Raw genomic sequence first — 17,932 nt, 5'->3', positions numbered from 1 at the left:
CCGTAGATGGAAATCACTCTCTCCAAGAGTCTGCTGATCGCAGTGGTGCTCGCACCGCTGGTCGGCAGCATCATCGCCGGCCTGTTCGGTCGTCAGGTGGGGCGCAAGGGCGCACAGTACGTCACCATCCTTGGTGTTGCGGTCAGCTGCGTACTGTCGTGCCTGACGCTGTACCAACTGGTGGAGCAGGGCGCCAGCCCGTTCAACCAGAACCTCTACACCTTCTTCGACGTCGGCAACTACTCGGCACATGTCGGTTTCATGGTTGATCGCCTGACCGCGATGATGATGGTCGTGGTGACCTTCGTGTCGCTGCTGGTGCATATCTACACCATCGGCTACATGGAAGAAGATCCGGGCTACCAGCGCTTCTTCAGCTACATCTCGTTGTTCACCTTCTCAATGCTGACGCTGGTGATGAGCAACAACTTCCTGCAGCTGTTCTTCGGCTGGGAAGCGGTGGGCCTGGTGTCCTACCTGTTGATCGGTTTCTGGTTCAAGCGTCCGACCGCGGTGTTCGCCAACATGAAGGCGTTCCTGGTCAACCGTGTCGGCGACTTCGGCTTCATCCTCGGCATTGCCGGTGTGCTGCTGTGGTTCGGTTCGCTGGATTACTCCACCGTGTTCGCCAACGCGACCACCATGGCTGGCGCCAAGGTGCAGTTGCTCGCTGGCCACGAATGGAGCGTGATGACGCTGATCTGTATCTGCCTGTTCATCGGTGCGATGGGCAAGTCGGCGCAGGTGCCGCTGCACGTGTGGCTGCCGGACTCGATGGAAGGCCCGACCCCGATCTCGGCGCTGATCCACGCCGCAACCATGGTCACTGCCGGCATCTTCATGGTGGCGCGCATGTCGCCGCTGTTCGAGCTGTCGGAGACCGCGCTGAACTTCATCCTGTTCATCGGCGCGACCACGGCCTTCTTCACCGGCCTGATCGGCATCGTGCAGAACGACATCAAGCGCGTGGTCGCGTATTCCACGCTGTCGCAGCTGGGCTACATGACCGTGGCGCTGGGCGTGTCGGCGTATTCGGCGGCAGTGTTCCATCTGATGACCCACGCCTTCTTCAAGGCGCTGCTGTTCCTGGCGGCCGGCTCGGTCATCATCGGCATGCACCACGAGCAGGACATGCGCAAGATGGGCGGTTTGCGCAAGTACATGAAGGTGACCTACTGGACCAGCGTGATCGGTACGCTGGCCCTGGTCGGTACGCCGTTCTTCTCCGGGTTCTACTCGAAGGACACCATCATCGAAGCCGCTGCGCACCACGCGCATGAGTCGCATGGCTGGGTCGCAACCTATGGCTACTGGGCGGTGCTTGGCGGCGTATTGGTGACCAGCTTCTACAGCTTCCGTCTGCTGTTCCTGACCTTCCACGGCAAGGAGCGCTTCCGCGACGCCCGTGCGCACGACGCGCATGCGCATCACGACAGTGCGCATACCGATGCCGAAGCGCAGGTTCACTCGCACGATGCGCATGGCCACGACGATCATGGCCATGGCCACCACGGTGCGCACGAGCCGCATGAGTCCAAGTGGGTTGTGACGCTGCCGTTGATCCTGCTGGCGATCCCGTCTGTGGCGATCGGCTTCTTCACCATCGGCCCGATGCTGTTCGGTACCGACTGGCAGGGCCACCACGCCGCGCATGCGCTGCAGGGCCAGGCGGTCTCGTTCTTCACCGGCATCGTCGATTTCTACGACCCGGCGCGCGATACCGTCGGCGCCCTGGCCGAAGAGTTCCACGGCCCGGTCGCGTTTGCCTTGCACGGCATGATGGCAGCACCGTTCTTCCTGACCGTCGCCGGTCTGCTGCTCGCCGCGCTGTTCTACCTGTGGAAGCCGGAGCTGGCCACCAAGTCGCGCAAGGCGTTCGCGCCGATCGTGTGGCTGCTGGAAAACAAGTACGGCTTCGACAAGCTGTGGATCAATGGCTTCGCCGGTGGCGGCGTCGTCCTTGGCAAGGCGTCACGTGCAGTCGATACCCATGTGGTCGACGGTGCGGTCGTCAATGGTTCTGCCCGACTGATCGACCTGGCTGCAAATCTGCTGCGTCGCACGCAATCCGGTTTCCTCTATCACTACGCCTTCGCAATGATCATCGGTTTGATCGCCTTGTTGGCGGTACTGATGCATTTCTGGCGTTGACCTGTACGGAATAAGAAAACGTGTCGAACTGGCCTTTACTGTCTATCTTGATCTGGCTGCCGATTATCGGTGGCGCCCTGATCCTTGCGTTGCGCAACGCCGAGACTGCCCGCTGGGCATCGCTGGCAGTGGCGGTGGCGACCTTTGTGCTGAGTCTGCCGCTGCTGGGCTACGACACGGCCAATGACGCGATGCAGTTCATCGAACTGCATGCCTGGATTCCGGCCTACAACATCGGCTACAACCTGGGCGTGGACGGCATCGCGGTCGCCTTGATCGTGCTGACCACGCTGGTGACGGTGCTGGCGTTGATCGGCGCCTGGCGTTCGATCGACAAGCGCGTCAATCAGTACGTGGCTGCGTTTCTGATTCTGGAAGGCGTCACTGTCGGTATCTTCGCTGCCACCGACGCGATGCTGTTCTACGTGTTCTTCGAAGCCATGCTGATTCCGATGTTCCTGATCATCGGCGTCTGGGGTGGCCCGCGGCGTATCTACGCGGCGATGAAGTTCTTCCTCTACACCTTCCTCGGCTCGGTGCTGATGCTGGTGGGTCTGGTCTACCTGTACCTGAAGGGTGGCAGCTTCCAGCTGGCCGACCTGTACGCGCTGCAACTGACCGCCAAGGAACAGACCTGGATCTTCTTCGCGTTCCTGATCGCCTTCGCGGTCAAGGTGCCGATGTTCCCGGTGCACACCTGGCTGCCGGACGCGCACGTGGAAGCGCCGACCGCCGGTTCGGTGATCCTGGCCGCGATCGCGCTGAAGATCGGTGGCTACGGCTTCCTGCGCTTCAACCTGCCGATCGTGCCGGATGCCAGCCATGAGTTCGCCTGGCTGGTGATTACGCTCTCGCTGATCGCGGTGATCTACGTGGGCCTGGTGGCGTTGGTCCAGGACGACATGAAGAAGCTGGTGGCCTATTCGTCCATCGCGCACATGGGTTTCGTCACCCTGGGCACCTTCATCGCCTTCACCCTGGTGCGCGACTACGGCAGCACCGATGCTGCCCGCCTGGGCCTGCAGGGCGCGATGGTGCAGATGATCTCGCACGGTTTCGTCTCCGGCGCGATGTTCTCCTGCATTGGCGTGCTGTATGACCGCATGCACACTCGTCGCATCGCCGATTACGGCGGTGTGGTCAACGTGATGCCGTGGTTCGCCACCTTCGCCATGCTGTTCTTCATGGCCAATGCCGGCTTGCCGGGTACCAGCGGTTTCGTGGGCGAGTTCATGGTGATCCTGGCCAGCTTCCAGAAACACCCGTTGGTCGCCTTTGCCGCCGCCACCACGCTGGTGATCACTGCTGCCTATACGCTGTGGCTGTACAAGCGCGTGTTCTTCGGCGAAGTGGCCAATGCGCATGTGGCTGAGCTGAAGGACATCAATGGCCGCGAGGCCTTCGTGCTGGGGGTGTTCGCCGCTGGCGTGCTGGCCCTGGGCCTGTATCCGAAGCCGCTGACCGATCTGATGGAACCGTCGATCGCCAAGCTGGCGACCCAGATTGCTGCGACCAAGCTGTAACGGCTTGCCGTCCGTTTTGAATTCAGGATTTGATGATGACCACGCCAACGCTCGCGCCGTTGACCACCGCTGACCTGGCTCCGCTCGTACCGGAGCTGGTGCTGATCGGCGGCGCCTTTGCCCTGCTGTTGCTCGACCTGTTCGTGAGCCAGCGGAACAAGGTCTGGACCCACCTGTTCTCCGTCGCCGTCCTGGCCGTGGTACTGGCGTTGCTGGCGACCGGAACAGGCGGGCAGGGCGAGATCTTCAGCGGCATGTTCGTGCGTGATACCGCCGCCGACGTGATGAAGACCGTCATCGTGCTCGTCAGCGGGTTGAGTCTGGTCTATGGCTGGACCTACCTTCGCGAGCGCAGTCTCTATCAGGGCGAGATCCCGGTGCTGGTGCTGTTCGCGACCGCCGGCATGATGCTGCTGGCCTCGGCCGGCAGCCTGTTGATGGTGTATCTGGGTCTGGAGTTGCTGGCGCTGTGTTCGTATGCGCTGGTTGCATCCAACCGCGACAACGGGTTGGCGACCGAAGCGGCGATGAAGTATTTCGTGCTGGGTTCGCTGGCGTCGGGTCTGCTGCTGTACGGCATGTCGCTGGTCTACGGCGCCACCGGTACCTTGAGCCTGGCCGGCATCCACGATGCCATCGAAGGCTCGGGCGAGCGCACGCTGCTGCTGACCGGCACCATCTTCATGATCGCCGGCGTGGCCTTCAAGCTGGGCGCCGCGCCGTTCCATATGTGGCTGCCCGATGTCTACCAGGGGGCGCCAGCGCCGATCGCGCTGTTCATCAGCTCGGCCCCCAAGCTGGCTGCATTCGGTATGGCGTACCGCTTGCTTGAAGTGGGCATGGGTCCGTTGTCGCCGGAGTGGAATCTGCTGATTGGCGGTCTGTCGGCAGTGTCGCTGGTGATCGGCAACCTGATGGCCATTGCGCAGAGCAACCTCAAGCGCATGTTGGCCTACTCGACGGTGTCCCACATCGGCTTCCTGCTGATGGGCGTAGCCGGTGGCGGGGAAGAGGGCTATTCGGCCGCGATGTTCTATGCGGTGAGCTACACCATCATGTCGACTGCCTCGTTCGGCGCCATCATTGCGCTGTCGCGCAATGGCTTCGAGGCCGAGAACATCGACGATTTCAAGGGCCTCAACGCGCGTAACCCTTGGATGGCCGGCCTGGTGCTGTGCATCATGGCGTCGCTGGCAGGCATTCCACCGTTCCTCGGCTTCTGGACCAAGCTGGCCGTGCTCGGTGCCGCGGTACGTGGCGACATGTTGTGGCTGGCCCTGGTCGGCGTGATCTGTGCAGTGATCGGCGCGTACTACTATCTGCGCGTCATCAAGGTGATGTACTTCGATGAGCCGGTCGGCGAGCCGCTGCCGGCCAACGACGATCGCGTGCTGGGCACCGTGCTGGGCGTCAATGCACTGGCCTTGCTTGCACTGGGCGTGGCGTGGAATCCGATCATGGTGTGGTGCCAGCGCGCGTTTGCGGGCCTGGCCTAAGCTGTAAGTTGCGTGCCTGCGCATCCTGCGGGCACGTCGTACCGGGCCGATACGCGGCCCACTGAATGAATGTTGTGATTAGTGTTTCGTTTTTGTTGCATTGCGGTTATCATTCGCCGCGACGTTGAACAGCCACCACGGTGTTCAATAGATGAAAAACTAGGGCTTGCAATTGCCGCTCAAGTTCTTCATAATTCCGCTTCTGCTGCGGGGTGGAGCAGTCTGGCAGCTCGTCGGGCTCATAACCCGAAGGTCGCAGGTTCAAATCCTGCCCCCGCTACCAAGTTTCGAATTGTTGCTTTGCCGCAGTGATTCAACTTCTTGGATCGTAAGGACGCATGTTCCCGTCTTTACGCCGACCCTGCGAGGTCGGGCTTTTTTCACGCAAGGGGCCCATCGGGCCCCTTGTTTTTTCCGGAACCGGAAAGTTTGCTGCCGGTTGCCGGGGTTTTACTGGCAATCATCTGATCAGGGCAGTCTGTGAGCGAAAAAGCGACTGAAATCGCGAATCTGCTGAGTCCAACGGTTGAGTCCCTGGGCTTGGAACTGCTGGGCGTGGAATATCTTCCCGCTCCAGGTGGCGCCACGTTGCGTCTCTACATCGATGTGCCGCTGGCCGAACAGCCCGAGCGCGTGATCAACGTCGACGACTGCGAGCGCGTGAGCCGCGAAGTGTCTGCCCAGCTCGACGTCGAAGACCCGATCAGCGGCAACTACACCCTGGAAGTGTCCTCGCCGGGTGTCGATCGCCCCTTGTTCACTCTCGAGCAGTTCGCCCGCCATGCCGGCGAGTCGGCCAAGATCGTGTTGAAGCTGGCGCAGGATGGTCGGCGCCGCTTCCAGGGCCAGATCGTGCGGATCGAGCCCGCCGCGGACGCGGTGGTGTTCGCCATCGATGGCAAGGACGTGCAGATCGGCTTCGACAACATCGACAAGGCGCGCATCGTGCCGGATTGGGTTGCGCTGGGTCTGGCACCGCAAAAACCGAATAAGCCCGGCCCGAAAAAACCCGGGCACGACAAGAAGAAACCATCCAACGAGTCGGCGGCTGGCAAGCCGCGCGCGGAGTGACGAAATGAGCAAGGAACTTTTGCTGGTAGTGGATGCGGTCGCCAACGAAAAGGGCGTGCCGCGCGAAGTGATCTTCGAAGCGATCGAGGCCGCGTTGGCCTCCGCAGCGAAGAAGCGCTATCCCGACCAGGACGTGCTGACCCGCGTGACCATCGATCACAAGGACGGTAACTACGAGACCTTCCGCCGCTGGGAAGTGGTGGCCGACGACGTGGTGATGGAGTCGCCGGACCGCCAGGTGCGCCTGATGGATGCCATCGACGAAGCCGATGGCGTGGAAGTGGGCGACTACATCGAAGAACAGATCGAAAACCCGGATTTCGGTCGTATCGCCGCCCAGGCTGCCAAGCAGGTGATCGTGCAGCGCGTGCGCGAGGCCGAGCGGCAGCAGGTGGTCGATGCGTGGAAGGATCGTGTCGGCGAGCTGATCACCGGTGTGGTCAAGCGCGCCGAGCGCGGCAATATCTTTGTCGATCTGGGCGGTAATGCCGAAGCCTTCATTCCCAAGGACAAGGGCATTCCGCGCGACGTGCTGCGCCCCGGCGACCGCGTGCGCGGCTACCTGGCCGAAGTGCGTTCGGAGCCGCGTGGTCCGCAGCTGTTCATCAGCCGCGCCGCGCCCGAATTCATGATCGAGCTGTTCAAGCTGGAAGTGCCGGAAGTGGGGCAGGGCCTGGTCGAGATCAAGGCCTGCGCACGCGATCCGGGCGATCGCGCCAAGATCGCGGTGATTGCGCACGACACCCGCACCGATCCGATCGGCGCCTGCATCGGCATGCGTGGTTCGCGCGTGCAGGCGGTGTCCAACGAGCTCAATGGCGAGCGCGTGGACATCGTGCTGTGGAACGAAAATCCGGCCAACTTCGTGATCAATGCGATGGCGCCTGCCGAAGTGCAGTCGATCATCGTTGACGAAGAAAAGCATTCGATGGACCTGGCCGTGGCCGAAGACCGCCTGGCCCAGGCGATCGGCAAGGGCGGCCAGAACGTGCGCCTGGCCAGCCGCCTGACCGGCTGGCAGCTCAACGTGATGACCGCCGACCAAGTGGCCGCCAAGTCCGAGGCTGAACAGGCATCGGCGCGCCAGCTGTTCATGGATCGCCTGGAAGTGGACGAGGAAATCTCCGCCATCCTGGTGTCCGAAGGCTTCAACACGGTCGAAGAAATCGCCTACGTCCCGGTTGGCGAACTGCTGGCGGTGGAAGGCTTCGACGAAGACATCGTCGAAGAACTGCGTGCCCGCGCCCGCGATGCGTTGCTCAACGCCGCGCTGGCCGAGGAAGAAGGCCTGGAAGGAACTCAGCCCACCGAGGACCTGCTGGCGCTGGAGGGGATGGACGAGGAGACGGCCTTTGCTCTGGCCGAGCACGGCGTGCGTACCAGCGAGGACTTGTCCGACCTGGCCGCGGACGAGATCGTCGACTTCGGCATCGAGGGCATGACCCAGGAGCGCGCCGCGGCGCTGATCCTGGCGGCCCGCGCCGAGGAGATCGCCCGTTTGGAGCGCGGCGAATGAGCCGGCAATGAACCGCGCCCTGACCCCATCAGGGCTTAGAATCAGCGTATCCCTTGCTCTGGGCGAGGGGGCGCCAACCAGATCATAGGATCCGAATGTCGCAGCAAACCACCATCCGCAAGCTTGCCGAACTGGTCAATACGCCGGTCGATAAACTGCTGGTTCAACTGGCCGAGGCCGGAATGAAGTTCAGCGGTCCCGACCAGGTCGTGACCAGCACCGAGAAGATGAAACTGCTTGGCTTCCTGCGTCGCACGCATGGCAAGGCCGACACGCCTGCCGAAGCGGCGAGCGAAGCAGCCAAGAAAATCACGCTCAATCGGCGCAAGCTGCAGGAAGTCACTGTCAACGCCGGCCGCACCAAGACCACGGTCAATGTGGAAGTGCGGCAGAAGCGCACCTATGTGAAGTCCGAGAACGAAGGCAGCGGCCGCGCCGCGCCGATGACACCGGACGAAGAGCGCGCCGATATCCTGCGCAAGCTCGAGGAGTCGCGTCAGCGCAACCTCGAAGAGCAGCAGCGCCTGGCGGAAAGCGACCGTGTGCGCGACGAAGCGATTCAGCGCAAGCGCGAGGAAGAGCAGGCCGCCAAGGACCGTGCAGAAGCCGAGCGCAAGGCTGCCGAGGAAGCCGCTGCGGCTGCCAGTGCGCCGGCCCCGGTTGCTGACGCGCCGACGCCGTCTGCCGCGGCGCCAGCTGCACGTTCTGCTGCTTCGCCGTCGTCCGCACCGCGTGCGGCGCGCCCGGCCGGCGCATCCCCGGCCTCGCGTCCGGCAGCGCCGGCACGTGCGGACGACCGCAGCAATGCCGCCAAGCACAAGACGCGCGGCTCGCACGTCATGGTGGCTGGCGTCGAGGACGACGATGCGACCAAGCGCTTTGCCGGTCAGCTGCATCTGTCTGCAGCCGATCGTGCGCGCCGTTCCAATGTGCGTGGTAAGCCAACTGGTCGTCCGGGTTCGTCGTCGTCGCGTCGCGGCAATGACGGTGGCCGTGGTGGTAACCAGGGCAACACCGGTCCGCACGGGTTCGAGCGTCCCACCGCACCGGTGGTGCGTGAAGTGGCCATCGGCGAAACCATTACCGTGGCCGATCTGGCGCAGAAGCTTGCGCTCAAGGGCGGCGACGTGGTCAAGGCGCTGTTCAAGATGGGCGTCATGGCGACCATCACCCAGACCATCGATCACGACACTGCGGCACTGGTGACCGAAGAGCTCGGCCACAAGGCCGTGCGCGCCGACAATGCCGACTTCGAGGATGCGCTGCTGGCGCATGCCGAAGACGCGCAGGGCGAGGCCACGCCGCGTCCGCCGGTGGTGACCATCATGGGTCACGTCGATCACGGCAAGACCTCGCTGCTGGATTACATCCGCCGCACCAAGATCGCCTCCGGCGAAGCCGGCGGCATCACCCAGCACATCGGTGCCTACCACGTCGAAACCGGCCGTGGCGTCATCAGCTTCCTGGATACGCCCGGCCATGCCGCGTTTACCTCGATGCGTGCGCGTGGCGCCAAGATCACCGACATCGTGGTGCTGGTGGTTGCCGCCGATGACGGCGTGATGCCGCAGACCAAGGAAGCGGTGGCGCACGCCAGGGCGGCGGGTGTTCCGTTGATCGTGGCGGTGAACAAGATCGACAAGACCGGCGCCGATCCGTTGCGGGTCAAGAACGAGCTGCTGGCCGAAAACGTGGTGGCCGAAGAGTTCGGTGGCGATACCCAGTTCATCGAAGTCTCGGCCAAGGTCGGTACTGGCGTGGACACGCTGCTGGATGCGATTTCGCTGCAGGCCGAAGTGCTGGAACTCAAGGCAGTGGCCGAAGGCCGCGCCAGCGGTACCGTGATCGAATCGTCGCTGGACAAGGGGCGCGGCCCGGTCGCGACGGTGCTGGTGCAGCAGGGTGCGCTGAAGCGTGGCGACTACCTGGTGTGCGGCATCCAGTACGGCCGTGTGCGTGCGCTGTTCGACGAAACCGGCCACCAGCCGGCCTCGGCGGGCCCGTCGATTCCGGTGCAGGTGCTCGGCCTGTCCGGCGTGCCGGAAGCCGGCGACGACTTCGTGGTCGTCGACGACGAGCGTCTGGCCAAGGACGTGGCACAGCAGCGCGAAACCAAGCGCCGCGAGTCGCGTCTGGTCGCCTCGGCCACCAACCGCATGGAAGACATCCTGGCCCAGATGGGCAAGGGCGAAGGCCAGCAGGTGCTGAACCTGGTGATCAAGGCCGACGTGCAGGGCTCGGTGGAAGCGCTCAAGCAGTCGCTGGTGGCGTTGTCCAACGAGGACATCCGCATCAACGTGATCCACTCAGGCGTGGGCGGCATCACCGAGTCCGATGCGAATTCGGCGGCTGCTTCCAAGGCCACGATCATCGGCTTCAACGTGCGTGCGGATGCCTCGGCGCGCAAGATCGTCGAGTCCAACGGCATCGATCTGCGTTACTTCTCGATCATCTATGACGTGATCGATCAGGTGAAGCAGGTGGCCTCCGGTCTGCTCGGCGTGGAAATCCGCGAAGAGATCATCGGTATCGCGCAGGTGCGCGATGTGTTCCGCAGCTCGAAGTTCGGTGCGGTCGCTGGCTGCATGGTCGTCGAAGGCGTGGTCAAGCGCAGCAAGCCGATCCGCGTACTCCGCGACAGCGTCGTGGTGTTCGAAGGCGAGCTGGAATCGCTGCGCCGTTTCAAGGAAAACGTCGACGAAGTGCGCAACGGCACCGAGTGCGGTATCGGCGTGAAGGCGTACAACGACGTCAAGGCCGGCGACCAGATCGAGTGCTTCGAGCGTATCGAAGTGGCGCGTACGCTGTAATGCAGACGGGACCGGGGACCCGGGACCCGGGACCCGGGACGGCAAGAGCCTTGGCTTGCGCTTTTCCCCGGTCCCCGGTCCCCGGTCCCCGGTCCCGAACCAAAAGGTTCCAGACCATGCCAACCAAATCATTCCATCGCACCGACCGCGTTTCGGCGCAGGTGCGTCGCGACCTCGGCACGATCGTGCACGCGGCCGTGCGCGACCACGGCTTGCCGTCGGTCAGCGTTTCCGATGTCGAGATCAGCCGTGACCTGGCGCACGCCAAGGTGTTCGTCACCGCGCTGCAGCAGGAGCGGTCGGCCGAAGCGGTCAAGGGGCTCAAGGAAATCGCCGGGCAGCTGCGCACGCAGCTGGCGCGCGCCATGAAATTGCGCCACGTGCCGGAGCTGCACTTCCATTACGACGATTCGGTCGATCGCGGCGAACGCATCGACAATCTGCTGCGTGACCTGGACGACGTTGGTCCCGAGGCCACATCCAGCGATGAAGACGCCGAGCAGCGCTGAGCGCTGCGTTGGCTGGGCGAGATTGCTGCGCCCCTGGATTCCCGCGGACGCGCACGGCGTCCGACTCGAGCACCGATCTTTTGAAACCCCGCATCGTCTATCGCCCGCTGCACGGCATCCTGTTGCTGGATAAACCGGCCGGGCTCAGCTCCAATAATGCCTTGCAGGCCGCGCGCCGCTTGTTGCGCGCAGACAAAGGTGGCCATACCGGCAGCCTGGACCCGCTGGCCACCGGCTTGCTGCCGTTGTGCCTGGGCGAAGCCACCAAGATTGCCGGCTTGCTGCTGGGTTCGGCCAAAGCCTACGACGCCGAGGTGGTATTGGGCGTCACCACCGATACCGACGATGCCGACGGCGAGCCGCTGCGCAAGCGTGCAGTGCCGGCGTTGAGCGACGACGCATTTCGTGCGGCCTTGGCTCCATTCATCGGGCGCATCCAGCAGCAGGCTCCCATCTACTCCGCGCTCAAGCAGGGCGGTGAGCCGCTTTATGCCAAGGCACGCCGCGGCGAGGCGATCGAGGCCCCGGTACGCGAGGTCGACGTGCATGCAATCGAGTTGATCGGCTACCAGGCGCCCCGCCTGCAGTTGCGGGTGACCTGCGGCTCCGGCACCTACATCCGCAGCCTGGCGCGCGATCTGGGCGAAGTGCTCGGCTGCGGCGCGCATATCGCCTCGCTGCGCCGGCTCTGGGTCGAGCCGTTCCGGTCGCCACAGATGCTGACTCTTGAGGCGCTGAGCGCGGCATTGGAATCGGGCGCGCGGGCGGAAGATCTGCTGCTGCCGATCCAGGCCGGGCTGGCCGATTTTGCGCAGATCACGCTCGACCAGGCCCATGCGACCCGCTTCCGGATGGGGCAACGGTTGCGCGACCCGGCGTTTCCGGTCGGTCAGGTGGCCGTTTTCGGTCCGGATGGAAGCCCCTCAGGCCTTGGCCTTGTTGACGTCGACGGTCGCCTGTCGCCGCAGCGCCTGTTCAATGGACTGAACGAGCCTGCGGGTTGTTAAGGTTTAGTCAACTTGTTCCTGGCGTCATGCAACGGTACAATTTCGCGGCCCCGATCGGGGCACCTCAGCGCCAAGCGCATATTCCTAGCAAACGGCGAGTCCGACGGTGCGTCACGCACGTTCCTGTCGACCACGCATCTATCGAGAACACCTCATGTCTGTCGACACCCAGAAAGTTATTGAAGACAACAAGCGCAGCGCCCAGGACACCGGTTCGCCGGAAGTGCAGGTCGCTCTGCTGACCGCACGTATCGAGCTGCTGACCGGTCACTTCAAGACCCACAAGAAGGATCACCACAGCCGTCGCGGTCTGCTGCAGATGGTCAACCGTCGCCGCAGCCTGCTCGACTACCTGAAGAAGAAGGACAACGACCGCTACAAGTCGCTGATCGAGAAGCTCGGCCTGCGCCGCTGATCGAGTCCTACCGCCGCGGCGCAGCGATGCGCCGCGGTTTTGTTTTGGTCCTTCGCAAACGCGTCATCGCATCACCCAGTTCATGGGCCGGAGCCTCCCGGCCGCCCGTTCTCGGCATGGGTCGACGACGGTCCAACGAAGACAGTTACACCTAAGGAAAAACCTCCGTGGCAAAAATCACCAAAACCTTCCAGTACGGCAAGCACACCGTCACCCTTGAGACGGGCGAAATCGCTCGCCAGGCAGGTGGCGCCGTCATCGTCAAGTTCGACGACACCGTACTGCTGGTCACCGCCGTCGCCGCCAAGAGCGCGCGCGAAGGGCAGGACTTCTTTCCCCTGACGGTCGATTATCAGGAGAAGTTCTACGCCGGCGGCCGCATCCCGGGCGGCTTCTTCAAGCGCGAAGGACGTGCGACCGAGAAGGAAACGTTGATCTCGCGCCTGATCGATCGTCCGATCCGTCCGCTGTTCCCGGAGGACTACAAGAACGAAGTGCAGATCATCGCCACCGTGATGTCGATGAATCCGGACATCGACGGCGACATCGCCGCGCTGATCGGCGCCTCGGCTGCACTGTCGCTGGCCGGCACCCCCTTCAAGGGCCCGATCGGCGCCGCCAAGGTCGGCTACAAGAATGGCGAATACATCCTCAACCCGACCGTGACCGAGCTGAAGGATTCGCAGCTGGAGCTGGTCGTGGCCGGTACCGCCAACGCGGTGCTGATGGTCGAGTCCGAAGCCGAGCTGCTGTCGGAAGACGTGATGCTGGGCGCTGTGACGTTCGGTCATCGCGAGATGCAGAAGGTCATCAACGTCATCAACGAGCTGACCGTCGAAGCCGGCACCAAGCCGTCCGACTGGGTGGCCCCGGCCAAGAACGACGGCATGATCGCCGCGCTGAAGGAAGCGGTGGGCGATCAGCTCGCGTCGGCATTCCAGGTGCGCGACAAGCTGCAGCGCCGCGATGCGATTTCCGCGATCAAGAAGGACGTGCTGGGCGCCCTGGCGCCGCGCGCGACCATCGAAGGCTGGGCTGCCGGTGATCTGGCCAAGGAATTCGGCGAGCTGGAATACCAGACCATGCGTGGTTCGGTGTTGAGCAGCAAGGTGCGCATCGACGGCCGTGCACTGGACACCGTGCGTCCGATCAGCGCCAAGGCCGGCGTGTTGCCGCGTACCCATGGCTCGGCGCTGTTTACCCGCGGCGAGACACAGGCGATCGTGATCACCACGCTGGGCACCGCGCGCGATGGTCAGGTCATCGACGCAGTGTCGGGCGAGTACAAGGAAAACTTCCTGTTCCATTACAACTTCCCTCCGTATTCGGTGGGCGAGTGCGGTCGTTTCGGTGCGCCGAAGCGTCGCGAAATCGGCCACGGCCGCCTGGCCAAGCGCGGCGTGCTGGCGGTGATGCCGAGCCTGGAAGAATTCCCGTACACCATTCGCGTGGTCTCGGAAATCACCGAGTCCAACGGTTCGTCCTCGATGGCGTCGGTCTGCGGCAGCTCGCTGGCGCTGATGGATGCCGGTGTGCCGATCAAGGCGCCGGTCGCAGGTATCGCGATGGGTCTGGTGAAGGAAGGCAACGACTTCGTCGTGCTCTCCGACATCCTGGGTGACGAAGATCACCTCGGCGATATGGACTTCAAGGTGGCCGGTACTGCCGAAGGCGTGTCCGCGCTGCAGATGGACATCAAGATCGAAGGCATCACCGAAGAGATCATGAAGCAGGCATTGCAGCAGGCCAAGGCTGGCCGTCTGCACATCCTGGGCGAGATGGCGCATGCGCTGACCACCCCGCGTCAGGAACTGAGCGACTACGCGCCGCGTCTGCTGACCATCAAGATCCACCCGGACAAGATCCGTGAAGTGATCGGCAAGGGCGGCTCGACCATCCAGGCGATCACCAAGGAAACCGGTACGCAGATCGACATCCAGGACGACGGCACCATCATCATCGCCTCGGTCAACGCGATTGCCGCGCAGGCTGCCAAGTCGCGCATCGAGCAGATCACCTCGGACGTGGAGCCGGGCCGCATCTACGAAGGCAAGGTCGCCAAGATCATGGACTTCGGCGCGTTCGTCACCATCCTGCCGGGCAAGGACGGCCTGGTGCACGTCTCGCAGATCTCCAGCGAGCGCGTGGAGAAGGTCGGCGACAAGTTGAAGGAAGGCGATCTTGTCCGCGTCAAGGTGCTGGAAGTGGACAAGCAGGGCCGTATCCGCCTGTCGATCAAGGCAGTGGAAGAAGGCGAGGGCGTGCCGGCTTCGGCCGAGTAATCGCCACTGGCTGACGTGTCACGAAGAAGCGGGCTTCGGCCCGCTTTTTTGTTGTGCGCTTGATCCCTTCTCCCGCCGGGAGAAGGTGGCGCGCAGCGCCGGATGAGGGTGCGTGCAAAGCCGCTGGGGCCGGGAGCGCACAAGGGCTTCGCCCGTACCCTCACCCCAACCCCTCTCCCGCAGGAGAGGGGCCTTGATTCCTTCTCGCGCCGGGACATTGTCCTCCTCTATGGGGGAGAAGGTGGCGCGCAGCGCCGGATGAGGGTGCGTGCAAGGCCTCGTGCTGTTCAGAATATGAGGGGACTTCGCCCGTACCCTCACACCAACCTCTCTCCCGCAGGAGAGGGGCCTTGATTCCTTCTCCCCTCGGGAGAAGGTGCCCCAAGGGGGCGGATGAGGGTGCGTGCAAGGCCTCGTGCTGTTCAGAATATGAGGGGACTTCGCCCGTACCCTCACCCCAACCCCTCTCCCGCAGGAGAGGGGCTTTGATTCCTTCTCCCCTCGGGAGAAGGTGCCCCAAGGGGGCGGATGAGGGTACGTGCAAGGCCTCGTGCTGTTCAGAATATAAGGGGGCTTCGCACCGTACCTCACCCCAATCCCTCTCCCGCAGGAGAGGGGCTTTGATTCCTTCTCCCTCCGGGACATTGTCCTCCTCTATGGGGGAGAAGGTGGCGCGCAGCGCCGGATGAGGGTGCGTGCAAGGCCGCTGGGGCTGGGAGCGAACAAGGGCTTCGCACCGTACCCTCACCCCAACCCCCACTCCGCGCCCCGGCCCGCGCTCGCGGCGCGGGCGCTGCAAGGCACGCACGCCGTTGGCGCGCAAGCCGTGCCTTCTCGCCCCGCAGGAAAGGGGCTTTGAATCCGTCCTTACTCAAGTTGCTGTTGTTGCCTCTGCGCCGGCTGCGTTTCCGGGCGCGGCGGCACGACGCGTGGAAAGCCTGGCGGCATCGTTTGCTCTGCGGGGGCGGTGCCAGGTGTCGGCAGCGGCGCCGTCGGTGGCGGGCTGACCACTGTCGCATCAGCACGCAATTTCAACAGCACTGCCCAGTCGCGTCGGTTGAAGTCGCAGAGTTCTTCCCTGGCCGGCGTGCATTCGCTGGCAATACCCAGGCTGTCCTCGTTCTGATCCTGGTTGATGTCCGACTGCGGCGTCGGCAGGACGACGCGGCCAGCGCGGTCCAGCGGCATCTTGCGCATCATCACCGTGTTGAACACGTTGCCGCCAATCAGGTACAGCGTGCGATCACCGCCGACGTTGGCAGCGACCACCACATCGCAATGCGATTGCCACGGCATCGGTGCACTGCCGCCAAGCGCAGCTTTCAGTCCCGCGTAGCCGAGCGCCACGCTGCGCCCACGCAGCAGGCACAGCATGTCGCCGGGAGCAGGCTTCTCCACTGCCGGGTCGGTGAACTGGTAGGGCCCGGTGGCGCCGTCGTTGTAGGCGCTGCGGATGTAATCGAGATGGCGCGCCGAGCGATGGAAACCGCTCAGCCCGGCTTGCGTCATCACCCAGGAGATGAAGGCGGCCGACCATGGGTTGTCGATCAGGAACGCGCGGCAGTCGCTGGCGGTGTAGCGCGTGCCGTCCAGTGCGGCGCAACTGGAAGCACCCGGACGCCCGCCCATCGAGTCGAGCGTACCGCTGGCGCGCCAGTAACCTGCAACGCGCTGCCAGGCCACCAGGCCGTGGTCGGCCAGGTAACCGGATTCGGCCTCGGTCACGCCCAGGCTGGCCAGCCGGCCCTTGGCATCGATAAACGGGCGTTGCCACAGGCGGTGTTCGTTACAGGCGCTGCGCACGATGGCAATGGCTGCCGGGCTGGTGCCAAAGCGCGGTGGGACATCGCACACTTCGGCGGCGGCGGCGCTGCCTCCCCATCCGGCAAGCAACAGGCAGATCCACGACCAGGGTCTTGCATTCATTGAATATTCCGCATGCAATCAATCGTCGCAGGCTGCCAGAGCCGCCTGCGTGCATGCGTGAAATCAACGCGGTGGCGGTCCGAGCTTGAGCGACAGGTCCACTGCCTGCACGTGCTTGGTCAGCCCGCCGATGGAAATGCAGTCCACGCCGTCTTCGGCGATGGCGCGGATGCCGGCCAGATCCACGCTGCCGGAGACTTCCAGCGGAATGCGCTGTTCGCTTGGTAAGGCGGCAACGATACGCACGGCCTCGCGCCGCATGGCCGGGTCGAAGTCGTCGATAAGAATGCGCGTGCAACCCACCTGCAAGGCTTCGCCCAGTTGCTCCAATGTTTCTACTTCCACCACCAGCGGCAACTGCGGCTGCTGCGCGCGTGCGGCATGCACCGCCGCGCTCAGCGAGCCGGCGGCGCGGATGTGGTTTTCCTTCAGCATCACCGTATCGAACAGGCCGATGCGGTGGTTATCGCCGCCGCCGCAACGCACCGCGTATTTCTGCGCCGCGCGCAGGCCTGGCAGCGTCTTGCGCGTGTCCAGGATGCGCGTGCCGGTGCCAGCGACGGCGGCGACATAGGCTGCGGTGGTGGTGGCAGTGGCCGAAAGCGTCTGCATGAAATTCAGCGAGGTGCGCTCGGCGCTGACCAGGCTGCGGCTGCGACCCTGCAGCAGGGCCAGCACGGTGCCGGCGCTCACGTGCTGGCCTTCGTGGACGTGCCAGTCGATGCGCACCTGTGGATCGAGTGCGCGGTGGGCGGCATCGAACCAGGGACGGCCGGCGATCACCGCATCCTGCTTGCACAGCAGGTAGGCGCCGTCGGCCTGGTCGGGCAATAGCGCGGCGGTGACGTCGCCGCTGCCGATATCCTCGGCCAGCGCGCGCGCCACGTCGGCTTCGACCATGGCCGCCGGAGGCGCCTCCGGCACGCTGGTACGCACGGACGAGCTCACTTTTCGGGAAAATCGGCGATCTGCGCGGTGGCGATGGCCTCTTCGGCCAGCAACACCGGAATGCCGTCGTCGACGCGGAAGATCTGCTTGCGGTCGCGGGTGATCAACGCCTCGCGCAGCGGCTGCGCCTGTACGCTGCCGTCGGCGCGCTGCAGGGTTCCGCCGGCAATGGCGGTGTTGAGTGCTTCCAGACCCTTGCCATCCAGCAGCGAAAGCGGCTGACGGGTGTCGGGCGAGCACAGCAGGTCGAGCAGTTTGCGATCCATCGAAGTCTTGTC

13 protein-coding genes and 1 tRNA gene are annotated in these 17,932 nt (G+C 63.9%); 11 read left to right on the top strand and 3 right to left on the bottom strand.

All coding sequences use genetic code 11. The annotated features are described in order from the left end of the window. Positions 1-6 precede the first annotated feature (6 nt). From nuoL to pnp, 11 genes are all read left to right on the top strand, one after another. Positions 7-2,151: an NADH-quinone oxidoreductase subunit L gene (gene nuoL / locus HG421_RS10935; protein ID WP_169706395.1), complete on the top strand. Its 2,145-nt coding sequence runs from the start codon at positions 7-9 to the stop codon at positions 2,149-2,151. A gap of 20 nt (positions 2,152-2,171) precedes the next feature. After that, positions 2,172-3,674, top strand: a complete 1,503-nt coding sequence (locus HG421_RS10930) for an NADH-quinone oxidoreductase subunit M (RefSeq protein ID WP_169706394.1) — start codon at positions 2,172-2,174, stop codon at positions 3,672-3,674. Positions 3,675-3,709: 35 nt separating this feature from the next. After that, positions 3,710-5,170: an NADH-quinone oxidoreductase subunit NuoN gene (gene nuoN / locus HG421_RS10925; RefSeq protein ID WP_169706393.1), complete on the top strand. Its 1,461-nt coding sequence runs from the start codon at positions 3,710-3,712 to the stop codon at positions 5,168-5,170. Between the two features lie 206 nt (positions 5,171-5,376). Further along, positions 5,377-5,453 (top strand) — tRNA-Met (locus HG421_RS10920). Between the two features lie 197 nt (positions 5,454-5,650). Further along, entirely contained in the window at positions 5,651-6,241 is a 591-nt protein-coding gene (rimP, locus tag HG421_RS10915) for a ribosome maturation factor RimP (protein WP_064508062.1), read from the top strand. A gap of 4 nt (positions 6,242-6,245) precedes the next feature. After that, a complete protein-coding gene (nusA, locus tag HG421_RS10910; RefSeq protein WP_169706392.1) occupies positions 6,246-7,757 on the top strand; it encodes a transcription termination factor NusA in 1,512 nt (503 codons plus the stop codon). 95 nt (positions 7,758-7,852) lie between these two features. Then, positions 7,853-10,567 carry a translation initiation factor IF-2 gene (infB, locus tag HG421_RS10905; protein ID WP_169706391.1) on the top strand — a complete coding sequence of 905 codons (2,715 nt, stop codon included), beginning with the start codon at positions 7,853-7,855 and terminating at the stop codon, positions 10,565-10,567. A 116-nt stretch (positions 10,568-10,683) separates the two neighbouring features. Next, positions 10,684-11,076: a 30S ribosome-binding factor RbfA gene (gene rbfA / locus HG421_RS10900; protein ID WP_005914265.1), complete on the top strand. Its 393-nt coding sequence runs from the start codon at positions 10,684-10,686 to the stop codon at positions 11,074-11,076. 80 nt (positions 11,077-11,156) lie between these two features. Beyond that, positions 11,157-12,083, top strand: a complete 927-nt coding sequence (gene truB / locus HG421_RS10895; RefSeq protein ID WP_169706390.1) for a tRNA pseudouridine(55) synthase TruB — start codon at positions 11,157-11,159, stop codon at positions 12,081-12,083. 154 nt (positions 12,084-12,237) lie between these two features. Further along, the gene (gene rpsO / locus HG421_RS10890; RefSeq protein WP_005991399.1) at positions 12,238-12,498 is read left to right on the top strand and encodes a 30S ribosomal protein S15; all 261 of its coding nucleotides are present in this window, start codon (positions 12,238-12,240) and stop codon (positions 12,496-12,498) included. Between the two features lie 167 nt (positions 12,499-12,665). Then, positions 12,666-14,780, top strand: coding sequence for a polyribonucleotide nucleotidyltransferase (gene pnp / locus HG421_RS10885; RefSeq protein ID WP_169706389.1), 2,115 nt, complete (start codon positions 12,666-12,668; stop codon positions 14,778-14,780). An 867-nt stretch (positions 14,781-15,647) separates the two neighbouring features. Here pnp and HG421_RS10880 read toward each other — a convergent pair. The 3 genes from HG421_RS10880 to HG421_RS10870 form a co-directional block, all read right to left on the bottom strand. After that, positions 15,648-16,706 (bottom strand): DUF2272 domain-containing protein, encoded by a 1,059-nt coding sequence (locus HG421_RS10880; RefSeq protein ID WP_169706388.1) that lies wholly within the window; start codon positions 16,704-16,706, stop codon positions 15,648-15,650. A 63-nt stretch (positions 16,707-16,769) separates the two neighbouring features. Next, positions 16,770-17,654 (bottom strand): carboxylating nicotinate-nucleotide diphosphorylase, encoded by an 885-nt coding sequence (gene nadC / locus HG421_RS10875; RefSeq protein WP_169706387.1) that lies wholly within the window; start codon positions 17,652-17,654, stop codon positions 16,770-16,772. Beyond that, positions 17,651-17,920 carry a Trm112 family protein gene (locus HG421_RS10870; RefSeq protein WP_029221568.1) on the bottom strand — a complete coding sequence of 90 codons (270 nt, stop codon included), beginning with the start codon at positions 17,918-17,920 and terminating at the stop codon, positions 17,651-17,653. The genes nadC and HG421_RS10870 overlap by 4 nt, the downstream gene beginning before the upstream one ends. Between the last annotated feature and the right edge of the window lie 12 nt (positions 17,921-17,932).

This window comes from Xanthomonas campestris pv. badrii, from assembly GCF_012848175.1.
Lineage (GTDB): Bacteria > Pseudomonadota > Gammaproteobacteria > Xanthomonadales > Xanthomonadaceae > Xanthomonas > Xanthomonas campestris_C.
The sequence above is the reverse complement of the archived record's forward strand: the minus strand, read 5'-3'. Positions and strand labels throughout refer to the sequence as shown.